This window comes from Klebsiella sp. HMSC16C06 (genome assembly GCF_001808325.1).
Classification (GTDB): domain Bacteria; phylum Pseudomonadota; class Gammaproteobacteria; order Enterobacterales; family Enterobacteriaceae; genus Klebsiella; species Klebsiella variicola.
Map to the genome: position 1 here is coordinate 71,213 of NZ_KV792995.1, position 17,772 is coordinate 88,984.

The 17,772-nt window shown below is 56.1% G+C and carries 15 protein-coding genes; 8 read left to right on the plus strand and 7 right to left on the minus strand.

The genetic code is table 11. The annotated features are described in order from the left end of the window. Window positions 1–17: 17 nt before the first annotated feature. The 3 genes from mnmG to asnC form a co-directional block, all read right to left on the minus strand. Complete coding sequence (gene mnmG / locus HMPREF3142_RS09775; RefSeq protein WP_008806717.1) at window positions 18–1,907, minus strand: tRNA uridine-5-carboxymethylaminomethyl(34) synthesis enzyme MnmG; 1,890 nt, start codon at window positions 1,905–1,907, stop codon at window positions 18–20. 381 nt (window positions 1,908–2,288) lie between these two features. Then, window positions 2,289–2,729 carry an FMN-binding protein MioC gene (mioC, locus tag HMPREF3142_RS09780; protein WP_008806716.1) on the minus strand — a complete coding sequence of 147 codons (441 nt, stop codon included), beginning with the start codon at window positions 2,727–2,729 and terminating at the stop codon, window positions 2,289–2,291. 98 nt (window positions 2,730–2,827) lie between these two features. Next, window positions 2,828–3,286 (minus strand): transcriptional regulator AsnC, encoded by a 459-nt coding sequence (gene asnC / locus HMPREF3142_RS09785; protein ID WP_002882510.1) that lies wholly within the window; start codon window positions 3,284–3,286, stop codon window positions 2,828–2,830. A gap of 151 nt (window positions 3,287–3,437) precedes the next feature. On the opposite strand from asnC, the gene asnA reads away from it, so the two are divergent. After that, entirely contained in the window at window positions 3,438–4,430 is a 993-nt protein-coding gene (asnA, locus tag HMPREF3142_RS09790; protein ID WP_008806715.1) for an aspartate--ammonia ligase, read from the plus strand. Between the two features lie 4 nt (window positions 4,431–4,434). On the opposite strand, the gene viaA is transcribed toward asnA, so the two are convergent. Further along, window positions 4,435–5,883: an ATPase RavA stimulator ViaA gene (gene viaA, locus HMPREF3142_RS09795; RefSeq protein ID WP_008806714.1), complete on the minus strand. Its 1,449-nt coding sequence runs from the start codon at window positions 5,881–5,883 to the stop codon at window positions 4,435–4,437. Next, a complete protein-coding gene (gene ravA, locus HMPREF3142_RS09800; RefSeq protein ID WP_016162028.1) occupies window positions 5,880–7,379 on the minus strand; it encodes an ATPase RavA in 1,500 nt (499 codons plus the stop codon). Before ravA ends, viaA begins: the two co-directional genes overlap by 4 nt. 217 nt (window positions 7,380–7,596) lie before the next feature. On the opposite strand from ravA, the gene kup reads away from it, so the two are divergent. From kup to rbsR, 7 genes are all read left to right on the plus strand, one after another. Next, complete coding sequence (gene kup / locus HMPREF3142_RS09805; protein WP_008806712.1) at window positions 7,597–9,465, plus strand: low affinity potassium transporter Kup; 1,869 nt, start codon at window positions 7,597–7,599, stop codon at window positions 9,463–9,465. 184 nt (window positions 9,466–9,649) lie between these two features. Next, the gene (gene rbsD / locus HMPREF3142_RS09810; protein ID WP_002882527.1) at window positions 9,650–10,069 is read left to right on the plus strand and encodes a D-ribose pyranase; all 420 of its coding nucleotides are present in this window, start codon (window positions 9,650–9,652) and stop codon (window positions 10,067–10,069) included. 10 nt (window positions 10,070–10,079) lie between these two features. Beyond that, entirely contained in the window at window positions 10,080–11,585 is a 1,506-nt protein-coding gene (gene rbsA, locus HMPREF3142_RS09815) for a ribose ABC transporter ATP-binding protein RbsA (protein ID WP_012543297.1), read from the plus strand. A 5-nt stretch (window positions 11,586–11,590) separates the two neighbouring features. Beyond that, window positions 11,591–12,556, plus strand: coding sequence for a ribose ABC transporter permease (gene rbsC, locus HMPREF3142_RS09820; protein ID WP_008806709.1), 966 nt, complete (start codon window positions 11,591–11,593; stop codon window positions 12,554–12,556). Window positions 12,557–12,583: 27 nt separating this feature from the next. Then, on the plus strand, window positions 12,584–13,474 hold the full coding sequence (gene rbsB, locus HMPREF3142_RS09825) for a ribose ABC transporter substrate-binding protein RbsB (protein ID WP_012969238.1): 891 nt from the start codon (window positions 12,584–12,586) through the stop codon (window positions 13,472–13,474). A 100-nt stretch (window positions 13,475–13,574) separates the two neighbouring features. Continuing rightward, entirely contained in the window at window positions 13,575–14,507 is a 933-nt protein-coding gene (gene rbsK / locus HMPREF3142_RS09830; RefSeq protein WP_008806707.1) for a ribokinase, read from the plus strand. Window positions 14,508–14,510: 3 nt separating this feature from the next. Beyond that, window positions 14,511–15,503 carry a ribose operon transcriptional repressor RbsR gene (gene rbsR / locus HMPREF3142_RS09835; RefSeq protein WP_077270039.1) on the plus strand — a complete coding sequence of 331 codons (993 nt, stop codon included), beginning with the start codon at window positions 14,511–14,513 and terminating at the stop codon, window positions 15,501–15,503. Here the strand turns inward: rbsR and mdtD are convergent. Beyond that, window positions 15,500–16,897, minus strand: a complete 1,398-nt coding sequence (mdtD, locus tag HMPREF3142_RS09840) for a multidrug transporter subunit MdtD (RefSeq protein WP_008806705.1) — start codon at window positions 16,895–16,897, stop codon at window positions 15,500–15,502. The genes rbsR and mdtD overlap by 4 nt on opposite strands. 12 nt (window positions 16,898–16,909) lie before the next feature. Further along, the gene (locus HMPREF3142_RS09845) at window positions 16,910–17,611 is read right to left on the minus strand and encodes a FadR/GntR family transcriptional regulator (protein ID WP_012543294.1); all 702 of its coding nucleotides are present in this window, start codon (window positions 17,609–17,611) and stop codon (window positions 16,910–16,912) included. Window positions 17,612–17,772 lie beyond the last annotated feature (161 nt).

Below are 17,772 nucleotides of genomic sequence, written 5' to 3' on the forward strand. Positions count from 1 at the left end.
CAGGCAGGCGGCCGCAATCAGGCGCTGCGGCGCAGCATCCCCTGCTTTTTCAGCCAAACCAACAAAATAGAGATCGCCGCCGGCGTGATCCCGGAAATGCGTGACGCCTGCCCTATCGACGACGGCTTATGGTCGTTCAGTTTGGCGATCACTTCGTTAGACAGCCCGGTGACCTGGCGGTAATCGAGCGTCGCCGGCAGCACGGTATTCTCATTACGCTGCTGTTTCTCGATCTCATCCTGCTGGCGAGCGATGTAACCTTCATACTTCACCTGGATCTCTACCTGCTCGGCCGCTTGTTGATCTTCCAGTCCCGGTGCGAACGGCGACAGCTGAATCAGTTGCTCGTAGGTCATTTCCGGACGACGCAGTAGATCTTCACCACTCGCTTCACGCGACAGCGGCGCCGTCAGGTGAGCATTCACTTCGGCGGCGCTCTCTGCCTGCGGGTTCACCCAGGTCGATTTCAGACGCTGACGTTCACGTTCAATGCTTTCCAGCTTTTCGTTGTACCGCGCCCAGCGTTCATCGTCCACCAGACCCAGCTCACGCCCCTGTTCGGTCAGGCGCAGGTCGGCGTTATCTTCGCGCAGCATCAGACGATATTCGGCACGGGAGGTAAACATGCGGTACGGTTCTTTGGTACCCAGAGTGCACAGGTCATCCACCAGCACGCCGAGGTAAGCCTGATCGCGACGCGGCGCCCAGCCCTCTTTTTCCGCAGAGAAGCGGGCAGCGTTAAGTCCAGCCAGCAGACCCTGAGCAGCGGCTTCTTCATAACCGGTGGTACCGTTGATCTGGCCGGCGAAGAACAGACCCTGAATAAATTTGCTCTCAAGCGTTGGCTTCAGATCGCGTGGGTCGAAGAAATCGTACTCAATGGCGTAGCCGGGACGGACGATCCGCGCGTTCTCCATCCCCTGCATTGAGCGGACGATTTGCATTTGTACATCAAACGGCAGGCTGGTGGAGATACCGTTCGGATAAATTTCGTTTGAGGTCAGGCCTTCCGGTTCAAGGAAAATCTGATGTTGGTTGCGATCGGCAAAGCGCATGACTTTGTCTTCGATCGACGGACAATAGCGTGGCCCGATCCCTTCGATCACCCCAGCGTACATTGGGCTGCGATCGAGGTTATTACGGATCACGTCATGGGTTTTCTCGTTGGTGTGGGTGATATAGCAGGGCACCTGACGCGGATGCTGATCCACGGATCCCATGAACGAGAAGACCGGCATCGGGTTATCGCCGTGCTGTTGCGCCAGCACGCTGAAATCGATGGTGCGGGCGTCAATACGTGGCGGGGTTCCGGTTTTCAGGCGGCTTACGCGCAGCGGCAGCTCACGCAGACGACGAGACAGCGGGATTGACGGCGGATCGCCGGCACGCCCGCCGCTGTAGTTGTCCAGACCAATATGAATTTTGCCATCGAGGAAGGTCCCGACGGTCAACACCACCGCTTTAGCGCGGAATTTGAGGCCCATCTGAGTGACGGCGCCCACGACGCGATCGTTTTCAACAATCAGATCTTCCACTGCCTGCTGGAAGATCATCAGGTTCGGCTGGTTCTCCAGCGCGGTGCGTACCGCCTGACGATACAGCACGCGGTCTGCCTGGGCGCGAGTGGCACGTACCGCGGGCCCTTTGCTGGCGTTTAGTATCCTAAACTGAATACCCGCCTGATCGATCGCGGTTGCCATCAATCCGCCGAGTGCGTCCACTTCTTTTACCAGGTGTCCTTTCCCAATGCCGCCAATCGCCGGGTTGCAGCTCATCTGCCCCAGCGTGTCGATATTGTGTGTCAAAAGCAGGGTTTGTTGGCCCATTCGCGCTGCGGCCATCGCGGCCTCAGTGCCTGCATGACCCCCGCCAATGATAATGACGTCAAAAGGATCCTGATAAAACATGGTGATCTGCCTCGCATAACGCGGTTTGAAAATGGATTGAAGCCCGGGCCGTGGATTCTACTCGGCTTTGGTCTTTTGAGAAAGACTCCGGGATCCTGAGTATTAAAAAGAAGATCTTTATATAGAGATCTGTTCTATTGTGATCTCTTATTAGGATCGACTCTCTTTGTGGATAAGTCGGATCCACGATGTAAGATCAAAAGCTTAAGAAGGATCACTATCTGTGAATGATCGGTGATCCTGGTCCGTATAAGCTGGGATCAAAATGAAGGGTTATACACAGCACAAAAACCATACGACGGTTATTCTTTGGATAACTACCGGTTGATCCAAGCTTTTAAGCATGGTTATCCACAGAAGATCCGACGATCTTTACAATTCTCAGAGCAAATTTTTCCAGGATCCCAGCCAGATTTCCGCTGGATCCTCCGGAATTTCATGTTCCAGCACGTTAATTTTCAGCGTTTCGCCGATCTGTTTTGCGCCGCTGGCCTTCAATGCTGCTTCTAATTTATCGATCGCCCCGCAGAAGGTGTCGTATTCGCGGCTGCCGATCCCGATGGCGCCAAAGCGCACGGCGGAAAGATCGGCCTTCTGCTCCAGCAATGCGTCATAGAAGGGAACCAGGTTGTCGGGAATGTCGCCGGCGCCATGCGTTGAAGAGATAACTAACCAGATCCCTTCTGCCTGCAGATCGTCCACCAGCGGACCGTGCTGGATTTCAGTGCTGTAGCCGGCTTCTTCCAGCTTTTCCGCCAGATGCTCTGCTACATATTCCGCACTGCCCAGGGTACTGCCGCTGATAAGTGTAATGTCTGCCATGATCGCCGATCGCCCGCTCAACTGTTCAGAGTGGCGTATTGTACGCTGTGAGCGAGCTGGGATCTACCTGTGGAAAAATGTGGGATTAAAAAAAGCGATCAGGGCTTGATGGTACGCATGATCGGGTTCTGCAGCACGATCAGCGTCTCGGTGGACTGAATTTCATCAATTGTTTGGATCTTGTTGATAAGTACCTGCTGCAGGGCATCGATGGATTTACACATCACCTTAATAAAGATGCTGTAGTGGCCGGTGGTGTAATAAGCCTCGGTGACCTCCTCAAGGCTTTCCAGGCGGGCAAGGGCGGAAGGGTAGTCTTTGGCGCTCTTAAGAATAATGCCGATAAAGCAGCCGACATCATAGCCCAGCTGCTTGGGGCTGACGTCAATGCGCGCACCGGTAATGATACCCGCCTGTTTCATCTTTTCGACGCGTACATGAATGGTGCCCGGGCTGACGCTGAACTGTTTAGCCAGTTCGGCATAGGCGGTACGGGCGTTGGCCATCAGCGCATCGAGAATGCCGCGGTCCAGATTGTCGATCTGATAATTTTCCATATCTTTTTCTTATGAAGTTTGAGGGTTCTTGCTATTTTAGCGCCATATTTTGATGAATTAAAAGTCGATGTGGCTTTTTATTGATTGATTATTGTATTGCGGCCCTATTTTGTTGCTTAATCAATGGCAACAGGACGCAGGAGTTATAAAAATGAAAACCGCATATATCGCAAAACAACGCCAGATCAGTTTCGTTAAATCCCACTTTTCCCGTCAGCTGGAAGAGAAGCTTGGCCTGATTGAAGTCCAGGCGCCAATCTTAAGCCGCGTGGGCGATGGGACGCAGGATAACTTGTCCGGCTGCGAGAAAGCGGTTCAGGTAAAAGTGAAAACACTACCCGACGCCCAGTTCGAAGTGGTTCATTCGCTGGCGAAGTGGAAGCGTCAAACCCTGGGACAACACGACTTCAGCGCGGGCGAAGGGCTGTACACGCACATGAAGGCCCTTCGCCCCGATGAAGACCGTCTGACGCCTATCCATTCCGTTTATGTTGACCAGTGGGACTGGGAGCGCGTGATGGGCGATGAAGAGCGTCACGTCGGCACTCTGAAGGCAACCGTCGAGGCGATCTACGCCGGGATCAAAGCTACCGAGCTGGCGGTCAGCCAGGAATTTGGCCTGAAGCCTTTTCTGCCGGAACAGATCCATTTTGTTCACAGCCAGGAGCTGCTGAGCCGCTATCCCGATCTCGATGCCAAAGGCCGTGAGCGAGCCATTGCCAAAGAGTTGGGGGCCGTCTTCTTAATTGGTATCGGCGGCAAACTGTCTGACGGTAAGCGCCACGACGTGCGTGCGCCGGATTATGATGACTGGAGCACAGAGATTTCTGAAGGCTTTGCCGGTCTGAACGGCGATATCCTGGTGTGGAACCCGGTGCTGGAAGATGCTTTCGAGATCTCCTCAATGGGGATCCGCGTTGACGCCGAAGCGCTGAAGCGCCAGCTGGCCGTGACTGGCGATGAAGATCGCCTACAGCTTGAATGGCACCAGGCGCTGCTGCGCGGCGAGATGCCGCAGACTATCGGCGGCGGCATTGGCCAGTCTCGTCTGACGATGCTGCTGCTGCAGCTTGACCATATCGGCCAGGTGCAGTGCGGCGTATGGCCGGCGCAGGTTCGCGAAAGCGTTTCCGCGCTGCTGTAATGAATTAGCGCCGCCAGCGTCGCAGCAGGCGGCTACGCAGCCCGGTATCAAAGCGCCAGATATGATCGAAGATGCGCATGATGCCGGGTTTGCCGTGTACCGACATCGCCACCGCGTGAAAACGGTGCTGGTGCTTACGCTGTAACTCCCCCACCTGAGCAATCACCTCATCCGGCAACCGCTGGGCGATAAAGTCAGAGATCACGACGGCATCCGCATCCACCCACTGGGGGTTTTGCAGACGTTCAATAATGGCGCGAAAACAGCTGGCCAGATCGGTACCGCCGCGAAAGCGCTGGCTTAAAAAGCGGATCGCCTGCTCCAGCCCGCGCTCGCTGGTCAGTTCGTAATGCACCACTTCGCTGGAGAACAGCATAATAAAGCAGCGACGGTTATCGGCCAGCGCGACGCGCATGAGGGCCAGACAAAAGGCCTTAGCGCACTGCTCGTTAAAACCGCCCATCGACCCTGACGTATCGACGCAGACAATGAACGGCCCGCGCGGTTGCTCATCAAAATCCTGCCGTGTTACCGGGCGTTCGGTGATTTTCTCACGCCAGGCGTCGCCATGCAGCCGGTAGGTGAGCAGCTGCTTCTCCACCAGCTTGCGATAAAATTCAAACTCCAGCTCCGTGATGCCGAGCGTCGCCAGCTCCGGCGGCAGCAGCCGCAGAATGTCGTCACTCTGCTGGAGGCCGTCGACTTGCTCCGGTACTGTCGCCGGCTCGCGCACCAGGCTGCGAAAGGTTTCCATCGGGGCGTCTTTCTTCGGCACCGATTTCGCTTCCCGTGAACGTCCGAGTTGTTCCGCCAGCTGCAGTAGCTCCGGTTGCTGGTTGAGAAAATCGCCATAGCGCACGATCAGCTGATAGTCGCCGCGTTTGAGTTCGCCAGCGCTCATATCCCACAGACGCCCGGCGGCAGTGTCATTTTCCGCCAGTACCGGATCGAGCTGACCGCTGAGCGTCATTCGTTCCTGGACCTCACTGAGTAACTGATCGCGTTCTTCATCCAGCAACTGCTGGTTAAGGCTGGTGGCTTGCACCACCAGGCTCAGGCGCCAGCGCTGTAAAAACAGCGTATGCAACGCCGGGGTAAAGGTGGCATTGTCATCCACCAGCTTCTGCGCCTGAGCGGCAAAAGGAGACTGTAGCTGGTGCAGTTTGCCGAGGATCTGCGGGAGCTGGACGATAAACTGCGAGGTAGAGAGTAGCTGAGCCTGCTGATAGGTTTGCACTTCGGCGTCCAGATCCGGCGGGACGTTAACTTCTTTCAAACGGGCGCGAACGGCTTCACGCCAGCGTGGAATATCCGCCGCGATGATGTTTTTCAGGCGGGGGAATTTCTCAAAGAACACCGCCAGCTGAGGAGAGGCCAGCAGCGCCAGCAGCATCTCCTCGATCATTCCCTCTTCGCTGACTGCCAGCATGACATTCAGCATATCGAGCGTCATGGCTGCTTCGCCTGTTTAATCTGCGCGCCGACGTCCTGCAGGCTGGCTTCGATTCTTCCCAGCCACTCGACCGGGATAAACAGACACTTTTGCTGCTCGCTGAAGCGGTTGTGTTGCTGGTGCCACTCATCATCGAGCGCCTCCAGCTGTTGGCGAATTTCTGCCGGCATGTTCTCCTGCGATGCGCTACCGGGCAGCGCGAGGCGTGAGCCCTGCAGGCTGACGTCGCGGACGACCAGGTGCTGGCTGGTGTCGACATCCATATTGAGCAGTTGGGCAAAGCCGATCCCGTTGAGCTTACCGCGGATCTCACCGCCCTTTTCCAGCCAGTTGGCTAACGCCTCGCGTTCAAAAGTAATGTGGATCACTTCCATATCGTGAAGTTTGAGCGGCTGCTGCAGCAGCAGCGTCAGGGTGGTCCCCTGGATCTCCGCCGGCAATTCATAATGCGGTTTGCGGCTAAACATCCCGCCAAGGCGGGTGACCTTCAACGCCGTTTTGTCGCTTTGCTGCTGTTGGATCTGAATGCGTCTCTGGACAATGGCCCCCAGCCGCGTCAGCATCGCCTGCTGTTGCCAGGCGTGACAGGTCATGAGCGTTTCCAGCTGCTGCGACATCAGGTTCATGCTCTCGACGTTGTGCCACAGACAATCTTTCAGCAGGATCAGATCTATCGGCGCGATGCTGTCGCGCCCGCTGAAGAAGGCGCTGGCCTGCAGCAGGCGAATGGCCTTTTTCCAGCGGCGATCCGAGACGTACGGCGCATTTGGCAGGGCATCCAGCTGCTGGCGGAGCTGGAATATCAGCTCAAACACCGCGTCTGGCAGTTTGATATTGCCGATCTGCTGCTGCCATTGGGTAAACTCTTCGTCGCTAACCTGCAGCGCGCTGGGCACTGGATTGATGTTTTCATCCTGCTGGCTGACCAGCATTGAACGGAAATTACCTTTATCCTGCACTTTATCAAGCCACAGACGGATCAGCATTCGGTCATACAGCGCTTCCAGACTGCTGTCGGCTTCGGGGAGTTCGTTCGACGCGGCCACCAGCAGGCGCATCGGGATTTTCTCTTCGTGCGCCCCATTGCGGAAGTGACGTTCGTTAATCGCCGTCAGCAGGGTGTTGAGGATCGCCGGACCCGCTTTCCATATTTCATCGAGAAAGACGATTTCGGCTTCCGGCAGGTAGCCGGCGGTTAAACGTTCGTAACGGCCTTCATCCTTCAGCGCCTGAATGGACAGTGGCCCAAAAACTTCTTCCGGGGTGGAGAAGCGGGTCATCAGGTATTCAAAAGCGCGCGCCTGCTGGAAGGCGAATTTGAGGCGGCGGGCAATCAGGCTTTTGGCGATCCCCGGTGGACCGAGCAAAAAAACGCTCTCGCCGCTGAGCGCCGCCAGCAGGCAGAGGCGTATCGCGTGGCTGCGTTCAAAGAGTCCTTTTTCGAGTGCCGCGCTGAGCCGGGAAATTCTTTCAGCCAGTAAATGTGTTTGAGCCATAATTGAGTTGCGTGCTTTGTCATGTATCGTTATTGGGTCGAGTATAGATGTTAGAGCAGGGGCGGTAATAGCCTGAAGAATCGATTTATTTTTTTTGAGCCAGGTTAATATGGTGTCTGTTAGGGGTACGATTTCGCAAATAATCGTGCATACTGTGCGCTTTTTGTGGGCCAAGGGACTAGGCACACATTTGTTTTATAAACGAAAAGACTAGTCTATGAGCACTGATAATAAACAATCGTTGCCGGCATTAACGTTGGCGGCCATCGGCGTGGTGTACGGCGATATCGGTACCAGTCCACTGTATACCTTGCGCGAATGCCTGTCAGGTCAGTTCGGCTTTGGCGTTGAGCGCGATGCCGTGTTTGGCTTTTTGTCGCTGATTTTCTGGCTGTTAATCTTTACCGTATCGATTAAATACATCACGTTCGTGATGCGGGCGGATAACGCCGGGGAAGGCGGGATCTTAACGCTGATGTCGCTGGCCGGACGTAATACCTCGGCCCGAATGACCTCCGTACTGGTGATCCTCGGCCTGATCGGCGGTAGCTTCTTCTATGGCGAAGTGGTGATTACGCCGGCGATTTCCGTTATGTCGGCGATAGAGGGGTTAGAAATTATCGCCCCGCAGCTTGATACCTGGATTGTCCCTATTTCCATTATCGTGCTGACTCTGCTGTTTGTGATCCAGAAGCACGGGACCGGCATGGTCGGTAAGCTGTTTGCGCCGATTATGCTGATCTGGTTCCTGTTGCTGGCGGTACTGGGCGCGCGAAGCATTTACGCTAACCCGGAAGTTCTTCAGGCGCTAAACCCCTACTGGGCGGTGCATTTCTTCCTGCAGTACAAAACGGTTTCCTTTATTGCGCTCGGCGCGGTGGTGCTGTCGATTACCGGGGTGGAAGCGCTGTACGCCGATATGGGTCACTTCGGCAAACTGCCGATCCGCGTGGCCTGGTTCTCCGTCGTGCTGCCCTCGCTGGTGCTGAACTATTTTGGCCAGGGCGCGCTGCTGCTGAAGCACCCGGAAGCGATTAAAAACCCGTTCTTCCTGCTGGCGCCGGAGTGGGCGCTGATCCCGATGCTGATTATCGCCACGCTGGCGACGGTTATCGCCTCGCAGGCGGTGATCTCCGGGGTCTTCTCCCTGACCCGTCAGGCAGTGCGTCTGGGCTATCTGTCGCCGATGCGCATTATCCACACCTCGGAAATGGAGTCCGGACAGATTTACATCCCGTTCATTAACTGGCTGCTGTACGTTTCTGTGGTCATCGTTATTGTCAGCTTTGAGCATTCGTCTAATCTGGCGGCGGCGTATGGTATCGCGGTCACGGGCACCATGGTGCTGACCTCCATTCTGTCGGCAACGGTGGCGCGCAAAAACTGGCACTGGAATAAGCTGTTTGTCGGCCTGATGCTGGTGGCCTTCCTGTGTATCGATATTCCGCTGTTTTCGGCGAACCTCGATAAGATTGTCTCCGGCGGTTGGCTGCCGTTGTCCCTGGGGCTGGTGATGTTCACGGTGATGACCACCTGGAAGAGCGAACGTTTCCGCCTGCTGCGCCGAATGCACGAGCATGGCAATTCGCTGGAAGCGATGATCTCTTCGCTGGAGAAGTCACCGCCGGTGCGTGTGCCGGGTACCGCGGTGTATATGTCCCGCGCCCTGAACGTGATCCCGTTTGCCCTGCTGCATAACCTGAAGCACAACAAGGTGCTGCATGAGCGAGTAATCCTTCTGACTCTGCGCACCGAAGACGCGCCTTACGTGCATAACGTTCGCCGGGTGCAGATTGAGCAGCTGTCGCCGTCGTTCTGGCGGGTGGTGGCCAGCTACGGTTGGCGGGAAACGCCGAACGTTGAAGAGGTGTTCCATCGCTGTGGCCTGGAAGGACTCAGCTGCCGAATGATGGAGACCTCGTTCTTCATGTCGCATGAGTCGCTGATTATCGGCAAACGACCGTGGTATCTGCGCCTGCGCGGCAAGCTTTATCTGCTGCTCCAGCGTAACGCCCTGCGGGCGCCGGATCAGTTTGAAATCCCGCCAAACCGGGTTATCGAACTCGGTACCCAGGTCGAAATCTGATGTCAAAAAAGCCCTTCCATTGCGAAGGGCTTTTTGTTTCTCACTCCGGCTGTCATCTCCTGTCGTTCCCTTGCGAAACGTTTCGATGGAGATCACATTTCTCTCTTCTGGTGATGGTTTTCTGCTCACACATTGATAATAATTATTTTAGCGAAACGTTTCGCTAGTGGAGCAAAAGAGAAAAATGAAAAAAGGCACCGTACTTAACGCTGATATTTCCGCGGTCATTTCCCGCCTGGGCCACACCGATACGCTGGTGGTCTGCGATGCCGGATTACCGGTTCCCCGCAGCAGCACGCGCATTGATATGGCGCTGACTCAGGGCGTACCTTCCTTTATGCAGGTGCTGGAAGTGGTGACGACGGAAATGCAGGTTGAAGCGGCTGTTATCGCGGAAGAGATTAAAACCCATAATCCGCAGCTCCACGCGACGTTGCTCACTCACCTCGAGCAGCTGCAGCAGCACCAGGGAAATACCATTGAAATTCGTTACACCAGCCATGAGCAGTTCAAAAAACAAACCGCAGACAGTCAGGCGGTAATTCGCAGCGGGGAGTGTTCCCCGTTTGCGAATATCATTCTCTGTGCCGGCGTCACGTTCTGAGGTCGCCGTCATGGAAGCCTTATTGCAACTGAAAGGGATCGATAAAGCGTTCCCTGGCGTCAAGGCGCTCTCCGGCGCGGCGCTGAATGTCTATGCCGGTCGGGTAATGGCGCTGGTAGGAGAAAATGGCGCCGGCAAGTCCACCATGATGAAGGTGCTGACCGGGATCTACACCCGTGATGCCGGCTCTTTGCTGTGGTTAGGCAAAGAGACGACCTTTAACGGCCCCAAATCCTCCCAGGAAGCCGGGATCGGTATCATCCACCAGGAACTGAACCTGATCCCGCAATTGACGATTGCCGAGAACATCTTCCTTGGTCGCGAATTTGTTAACCGTTTTGGCAAAATCGACTGGAAGCAGATGTATGCCGAAGCCGACAAGCTGCTGGCAAAGCTGAATCTCCGCTTTAACAGCCAGAAGCTGGTGGGCGATCTGTCGATTGGCGATCAGCAAATGGTGGAGATCGCCAAAGTGCTGAGCTTCGAATCGAAAGTCATCATTATGGATGAACCGACCGATGCGCTGACCGATACCGAAACCGAATCGCTGTTCCGCGTCATCCGCGAACTGAAGTCGCAGGGGCGCGGCATCGTCTATATCTCCCACCGTATGAAAGAGATCTTCGAGATTTGCGACGACGTGACCGTCTTTCGTGACGGGCAGTTTATCGCCGAGCGCGAAGTGGCTTCGCTGGATGAGGACCGACTGATCGAGATGATGGTCGGCCGTAAGCTGGAAGATCAATATCCACATCTCGATAAGGCGCCGGGCGCGGTGCGCCTGAAGGTCGATAATCTCTGCGGCCCGGGCGTGGAAAACGTGACCTTTACCTTGCGCCAGGGGGAAATCCTGGGTGTCGCCGGGCTGATGGGCGCCGGACGGACCGAACTGATGAAAGTGCTGTACGGCGCGCTGCCGCGCAGCAGCGGCTCCGTGACGCTGGATGGCCATGAAGTGGTGACCCGCTCGCCGCAGGACGGTCTGGCGAACGGCATTGTCTATATCTCCGAAGATCGTAAGCGCGATGGCCTGGTTCTCGGGATGTCGGTAAAAGAAAATATGTCCCTGACGGCGCTACGCTACTTCAGCCGGGCGGGCGGCAGCCTTAAGCATAAAGATGAACAGCAGGCGGTCAGTGATTTCATTCGGCTGTTTAACGTCAAAACGCCGTCCATGGAGCAGGCAATCGGCCTGCTTTCCGGCGGCAACCAGCAAAAGGTCGCCATTGCCCGCGGGCTGATGACCCGGCCAAAGGTGCTGATCCTTGATGAACCGACCCGCGGCGTCGACGTCGGGGCGAAGAAAGAGATCTACCAGCTCATCAATCAGTTCAAAGCCGATGGCCTGAGCATCATTCTGGTCTCCTCTGAGATGCCGGAGGTGTTGGGCATGAGCGATCGCATCATTGTGATGCATGAAGGGCATCTCGGCGGTGAATTCACACGCGAGCAGGCCACCCAGGAAGTATTGATGGCTGCCGCTGTGGGCAAGCTTAACCGTGTGAATCAGGAGTAAGAAAGATGACAACCCAGGCTGTTACTGGTCGCCGTTATTTCACGAAAGCGTGGCTGATGGAGCAAAAATCGCTGATTGCCCTGCTGGTGCTGATCGCGGTGGTATCGACCATGAGCCCCAACTTTTTTACCGTCAATAACCTGTTCAATATCCTGCAACAGACCTCCGTTAACGCCATCATGGCGGTAGGGATGACGCTGGTTATACTGACCTCGGGGATCGACCTGTCCGTCGGCTCCCTGTTGGCGCTCACCGGTGCGGTGGCAGCGTCGATTGTTGGCATTGAGGTTAATGCGCTGGTGGCGGTCGCTGCTGCCCTCGCATTGGGTGCCGCGATCGGCGCAGTCACCGGGGTGATTGTGGCGAAAGGCCGCGTGCAGGCCTTCATCGCTACCCTGGTGATGATGCTGCTGCTGCGCGGCGTGACCATGGTGTACACCAACGGCAGTCCGATCAACACCGGCTTTAGCGATAACGCCGATCTGTTTGGCTGGTTTGGCATCGGGCGTCCGCTGGGGATCCCGACGCCGGTATGGATCATGGCGATTGTCTTCCTGGCGGCCTGGTACATGCTGCACCATACTCGCCTGGGCCGTTATATTTACGCGCTGGGCGGTAATGAAGCGGCGACGCGTCTGTCCGGGATTAGCGTCAATAAAGTCAAAATTATCGTCTACGCCTTGTGCGGGATGCTGGCGTCGCTGGCCGGGATCATCGAAGTGGCGCGTCTCTCCTCCGCGCAGCCGACGGCGGGGACGGGCTATGAGCTGGACGCCATTGCGGCGGTGGTGCTCGGTGGCACCAGCCTCGCGGGCGGCAAAGGACGCATTGTCGGCACGCTGATTGGCGCGCTGATCCTTGGCTTCCTGAATAATGGTCTTAATCTTTTAGGCGTTTCTTCCTATTACCAGATGATCGTTAAAGCGGTGGTGATTTTGCTGGCGGTACTGGTAGATAACAAAAAGCAGTAACTGAGAACTCTACAGGACATCTTAACTATGAATATGAAAAAACTGGCGACCCTGGTCTCTGCTGTTGCGCTAAGTGCGACCGTCAGCGCAAACGCGATGGCCAAAGACACCATCGCTCTGGTTATCTCTACTCTCAACAACCCATTCTTCGTGTCGCTGAAAGACGGCGCGCAAAAAGAAGCCGACAAGCTGGGCTACAACCTGGTGGTGCTGGACTCTCAGAACAACCCGGCGAAAGAGCTGGCGAACGTCCAGGATTTAACGGTGCGCGGCGCCAAGCTGCTGCTGATCAACCCCACCGACTCTGATGCCGTCGGCAACGCCGTGAAGATGGCAAACCAGGCGAAAATCCCGGTCATCACCCTTGACCGTCAGGCCACAAAAGGCGATGTCGTGAGCCATATTGCGTCTGACAACGTGCAGGGCGGAAAAATGGCTGGCGATTACATCGCGAAAAAAGTGGGTGAAAGTGCGAAAGTCATTGAGCTGCAGGGCATTGCCGGGACTTCTGCGGCGCGCGAGCGCGGCGAAGGCTTTAAACAGGCCGTGGCGGCGCACAAGTTTAACGTCCTGGCCAGCCAACCAGCCGATTTCGACCGTACCAAAGGGCTGAACGTGATGCAGAACCTGCTGACCGCGCATCCTGACGTGCAGGCGGTATTCGCGCAAAATGATGAAATGGCGCTGGGCGCCCTGCGCGCGCTGCAGACCGCAGGCAAGTCCGATGTGATGGTGGTTGGATTTGACGGCACTCCGGATGGCGAAAAAGCAGTAAACAGTGGCAAACTGGCGGCGACCGTCGCACAGTTGCCGGAGCAGATCGGCGCGAAAGGCGTTGAGACGGCTGATAAGGTACTGAAGGGCGAAAAAGTGGAAGCTAACTACCCGGTTGAGCTGAAGCTGGTCGTTAAGCAGTAAAATGCGATTCGGACTGGCAACGGTCCGAGGGACAATATAAAAAAAGAAAAGCAGGGCATGCGCCACCGGATCCCGGTGGCGCGCTTTCCCGGGAACAGAAATGATGAAAACTGCAGGCAAACTTGTCGTCCTTGGCAGTATCAATGCCGATCACATTCTTAACCTTGACGCTTTCCCGACGCCGGGCGAAACCGTCACCGGCAACCATTATCAGGTGGCTTTCGGTGGTAAAGGGGCCAACCAGGCGGTCGCCGCCGGGCGCAGCGGAGCGGATATCGCGTTTATCGCCTGCACCGGCGATGACGACATCGGTGAACGCATCCGCCGCCAGCTGGCGAGCGATAAAATCGACGTGGCGCCTGTGCGCGCAGTCGCCGGGGAAGCGACCGGCGTGGCGTTAATCTTCGTTAACGCCGAAGGTGAGAATGTCATCGGTATTCATGCCGGCGCCAATGCGGCGCTTTCCGTCTCCCAGGTTGAGGCGGAAAAGGAACGTATCGCCAGCGCACAGGCGCTGTTAATGCAGCTGGAGTCGCCGCTGGAGAGCGTGTTGGCGGCGGCGAAAATCGCCCATCGCCATCAGACCACCGTGGTGCTTAATCCCGCGCCAGCGCGTGAACTGTCCGATGAACTGCTGGCGCTGGTGGATATCATTACCCCCAACGAAACCGAAGCGGAAAAGCTGACCGGTATTCGCGTTGAGAGCGACGAGGATGCGGCAAAAGCCGCCGACGTGCTGCATGCCAAAGGCATTGGTACGGTGATGATCACCCTCGGCAGCCGCGGCGTCTGGCTCAGTGCCGAAGGCGAAAGTCGTCGGATCCCGGGTTTTCGTGTGCAGGCCATTGATACTATCGCTGCCGGCGATACCTTTAACGGCGCGCTGGTAACCGCGTTGCTGGAAGGGACTTCCCTGCCGGAAGCGATCCGTTTTGCGCATGCCGCGGCGGCGATCGCCGTGACCCGCAAAGGCGCGCAGCCATCCGTGCCGTGGCGCACAGAGATTGATGAATTTTTAGCGCAACAGGGGTAATGCTTGGCTACGATGAAAGATGTGGCCCGCGTCGCGGGCGTTTCCACATCGACGGTGTCACACGTCATCAATAAGGACCGCTTTGTCAGTGAGGCGATTACCGCCAAAGTAGACGCTGCGATCAAAAGCCTCAACTACGCCCCCTCTGCGCTGGCGCGTAGCCTTAAGCTTAATCAAACCCGTACCATCGGCATGCTCATCACTGCCAGTACCAATCCGTTTTATTCGGAGCTGGTGCGGGGCGTGGAGCGCAGCTGTTTTGAGCGGGGTTATAGCCTCGTACTCTGTAATACGGAAGGTGATGAGCAGCGAATGAATCGTAATCTGGAGACGCTAATGCAAAAACGCGTCGATGGACTACTGCTGCTGTGCACGGAGACCCATCAGCCCTCTCCGGAAATTATGCAGCGCTATCCATCGGTACCGACGGTCATGATGGACTGGGCTCCCTTTGATGGCGATAGCGATCTGATTCAGGATAACTCGCTGCTTGGTGGCGATATGGCGACCCAGTATCTGATTGACCAGGGGCATTCGCGCATTGCCTGTATTGCCGGCCCGCTGGATAAAACCCCGGCGCGTCTGCGCCTTGAAGGTTACCATGCTGCGATGGCGCGCTGCGGCCTGCCGGTTGCCGACGGATACGTGGTGACCAGTGATTTTGAGTTTGGCGGCGGGTTTAGCGCGATGCAGCAGCTGCTGGCTTTGCCGCAGCGGCCGCAGGCGGTATTTATCGGCAACGATGCCATGGCGGTTGGCGCTTATCAGGCGTTGTACCAGGCCGGTTTGCACATTCCGCAGGACATGGCGCTGGTGGGCTACGATGATATTGAGCTCGCACGCTATATGACACCGCCGTTGACCACCATTCACCAGCCAAAAGATGAGCTGGGAGAACTGGCCATCGATGTGCTGATCCATCGAATGGCCGATCCGCAGCAAAAGCAGCAACGCGTTCAGTTAACGCCGGAGCTGGTGGTTCGTGGCTCCGCTTAGCGTTTGTGCCGCTCGCTAATCAGATTACGGCCATCTTTCGCTCTTAACAGCATAAACATCAGCGCCGACACGATGGTGATCACGCCCATGGTTATAAAGGTGTAGTGAAACTGCTGTACCGTGCTGGCATTGTCAAAACCTTCATAGAAGCGCAGCACCGCAGCGCTGATGGCCACCCCGAGACTGATTGAAAGCTGCTGGGTCACCGCCAGCAGGCTGTTACCGCTGCTGGCATTGTCATCCGTCAGATCGGCCAGCGTAATGGTATTCATCGAGGTGAACTGCGTGGACATCGCCATCCCCAGCACAAACAGTGGCAGAAGAAGCATCCACAGCGGCATCTCTGGCGACTGCAGCGAGAACTGGGCAATCATGAGGCCAATAAATACCGTGATCCCCACCAGGGTCTTACGATAGCCAAACCAGCGCAGCACCTGGGTAACGGTAGATTTCGCAATAATGGAGCCGATAGCGGTAGGGGCAATCATACAGCCGGCGATAATGGCCGGATAGCCGAAGCCAACCTGCAGCATCAGCGGCATCAGAAATGGCACACAGCCGGTACCCAAACGCGTGGCAAGGTTGCCAGCAATGCCGACTGAGAAAGTATGCGTCTTAAATAAAGAGAGCGAGATAAGCGGCGCCGGATGGCGGCGCGCGTGGCGAACATAGGCCACGAGCAGTAACAGACTGACGGCAATCACGGCCAGCGCCAGCCATGTCGCCACGATTTTTTCTCCAAACAGTTCAATACCGCTGGAAAACAGTACCAGGCTTAAGCCAAATAACAGAAAACCGGTTATATCGAAGCGCCTGCGCGGCGTCGTGAAATTTGGCATGAATTTGCGGGCATACAGAATGCCAATCACCCCGATGGGAATGTTTATCAGGAAAATCCAATGCCAGCTGGCCCAGGTGACAAACACCCCGCCGAGCACCGGGCCCAGTATCGGCCCCACCAGACCTGGCATGGTCACAAAGTTCAGCACCGGAAGCAGCTCGCTGCGGGGATAGGCGCGCAGCAGCGCCAGCCTCGCCACCGGCATCATCATCGCCCCGCCGATCCCCTGAATCACCCGAAAAATGACCAGTTCCATTAATGAGCTGGAGAGCGCGCAGGCGAGAGACCCCAAAGTGAACAAGCTAACAGCGATGATAAAGACCCGGCGCGTGCCGAAGCGATCGGCCAGCCAGCCGCTGACCGGGATCAGCATCGCTACCGTCAGCGTATAGCTGATAATGGCCGACTGCATCGCTAAGGGAGAACGATTAAGACTGTGGGCAATAGCCGGGAGGGCGGTGTTAAGAATGGTGGCATCCAGCGCCTGCATAAAGAAGGCCATCGCCGCGATCCACGGCAGGCCGGCCATGCTGCGCCCTTTTTTTCTGCTCATGCCAATTCCTTGTTATTGATTTACGGGGTGAGGGGCGTTCAACAACGCCTGGCAGGCGAGCAAGGCACCTGGCGCATCACTGTTGAGAATGGCATCGACAATCGCCTGGTGGAGATCCAGCTTCACTACTTCATTTTGCGTAATCGACGTGAAGTAGGTGTGGTAGACGGAATGAAATAAAGAAGCGAATGAGCTGAGGAAAGGATTACCGCTCATTTCATAGATATGTTCATGCCAGGCCATATCGACCTCTATCCAGCGATCGCGCTGAAAATGACGTTTCAAGGCAATCATCTCTTCCATTAAAGTATTGAGCTGCGCTTTTTGTTCTGCGGAGCCGTTAGCGGCAGCGAGAAAACAGGCTTGTGGCTCCAGGCTGCTGCGCATGACGAGAAAGTGGCTCACCACTTCTTCGAAGTTATCTTCTGTTAGCCACCAGGACAGGAGTTCCTTATCAAGGAAGTTCCAGCTGCTGCGCGGCATCACCCGGGTGCCAATGCGAGGGCGGGGCAGCAACATGCCTTTTGCCGTTAGCGTCTTCACCGCTTCACGGACGGCGGTACGGCTCACACCGAACTGCTCCCCCAACTCCATCTCGCCGGGAAGAATGCTTTCCGGCTGATATTCGCCAGTCAGTATTTTTTGGGCGAGCTTCTCGGCCAGTACCCAGGAGATGTTCTTTTGTGCCGCCAGTTGCTGTGCGCTTAAAGACATAAATGCCGTTCCTTTCTTTTCTTTACTCTAACAGTATGCCACCAGGCGTCCCGTTTCGTCGGTTAAAACAGCAAAACGGCGGTTTTTTGCGACATTCCTCGCCGCATTGTTGAAAAAAGAGACGGTTGAAAAGTTTTTTTGAATTTCCCCTTGTCACCTCA

What these genes read in the sequence shown, in the direction of transcription:
- mnmG (WP_008806717.1), bottom strand. Translation starts at nt 1,907, where the DNA reads ATGTTTTATCAGGATCCTTTTGACGTCATTATCATTGGCGGGGGTCAT.
- mioC (WP_008806716.1), bottom strand. Translation starts at nt 2,729, where the DNA reads ATGGCAGACATTACACTTATCAGCGGCAGTACCCTGGGCAGTGCGGAA.
- asnC (WP_002882510.1), bottom strand. Translation starts at nt 3,286, where the DNA reads ATGGAAAATTATCAGATCGACAATCTGGACCGCGGCATTCTCGATGCG.
- asnA (WP_008806715.1), top strand. Translation starts at nt 3,438, where the DNA reads ATGAAAACCGCATATATCGCAAAACAACGCCAGATCAGTTTCGTTAAA.
- viaA (WP_008806714.1), bottom strand. Translation starts at nt 5,883, where the DNA reads ATGACGCTCGATATGCTGAATGTCATGCTGGCAGTCAGCGAAGAGGGA.
- ravA (WP_016162028.1), bottom strand. Translation starts at nt 7,379, where the DNA reads ATGGCTCAAACACATTTACTGGCTGAAAGAATTTCCCGGCTCAGCGCG.
- kup (WP_008806712.1), top strand. Translation starts at nt 7,597, where the DNA reads ATGAGCACTGATAATAAACAATCGTTGCCGGCATTAACGTTGGCGGCC.
- rbsD (WP_002882527.1), top strand. Translation starts at nt 9,650, where the DNA reads ATGAAAAAAGGCACCGTACTTAACGCTGATATTTCCGCGGTCATTTCC.
- rbsA (WP_012543297.1), top strand. Translation starts at nt 10,080, where the DNA reads ATGGAAGCCTTATTGCAACTGAAAGGGATCGATAAAGCGTTCCCTGGC.
- rbsC (WP_008806709.1), top strand. Translation starts at nt 11,591, where the DNA reads ATGACAACCCAGGCTGTTACTGGTCGCCGTTATTTCACGAAAGCGTGG.
- rbsB (WP_012969238.1), top strand. Translation starts at nt 12,584, where the DNA reads ATGAATATGAAAAAACTGGCGACCCTGGTCTCTGCTGTTGCGCTAAGT.
- rbsK (WP_008806707.1), top strand. Translation starts at nt 13,575, where the DNA reads ATGATGAAAACTGCAGGCAAACTTGTCGTCCTTGGCAGTATCAATGCC.
- mdtD (WP_008806705.1), bottom strand. Translation starts at nt 16,897, where the DNA reads ATGAGCAGAAAAAAAGGGCGCAGCATGGCCGGCCTGCCGTGGATCGCG.
- HMPREF3142_RS09845 (WP_012543294.1), bottom strand. Translation starts at nt 17,611, where the DNA reads ATGTCTTTAAGCGCACAGCAACTGGCGGCACAAAAGAACATCTCCTGG.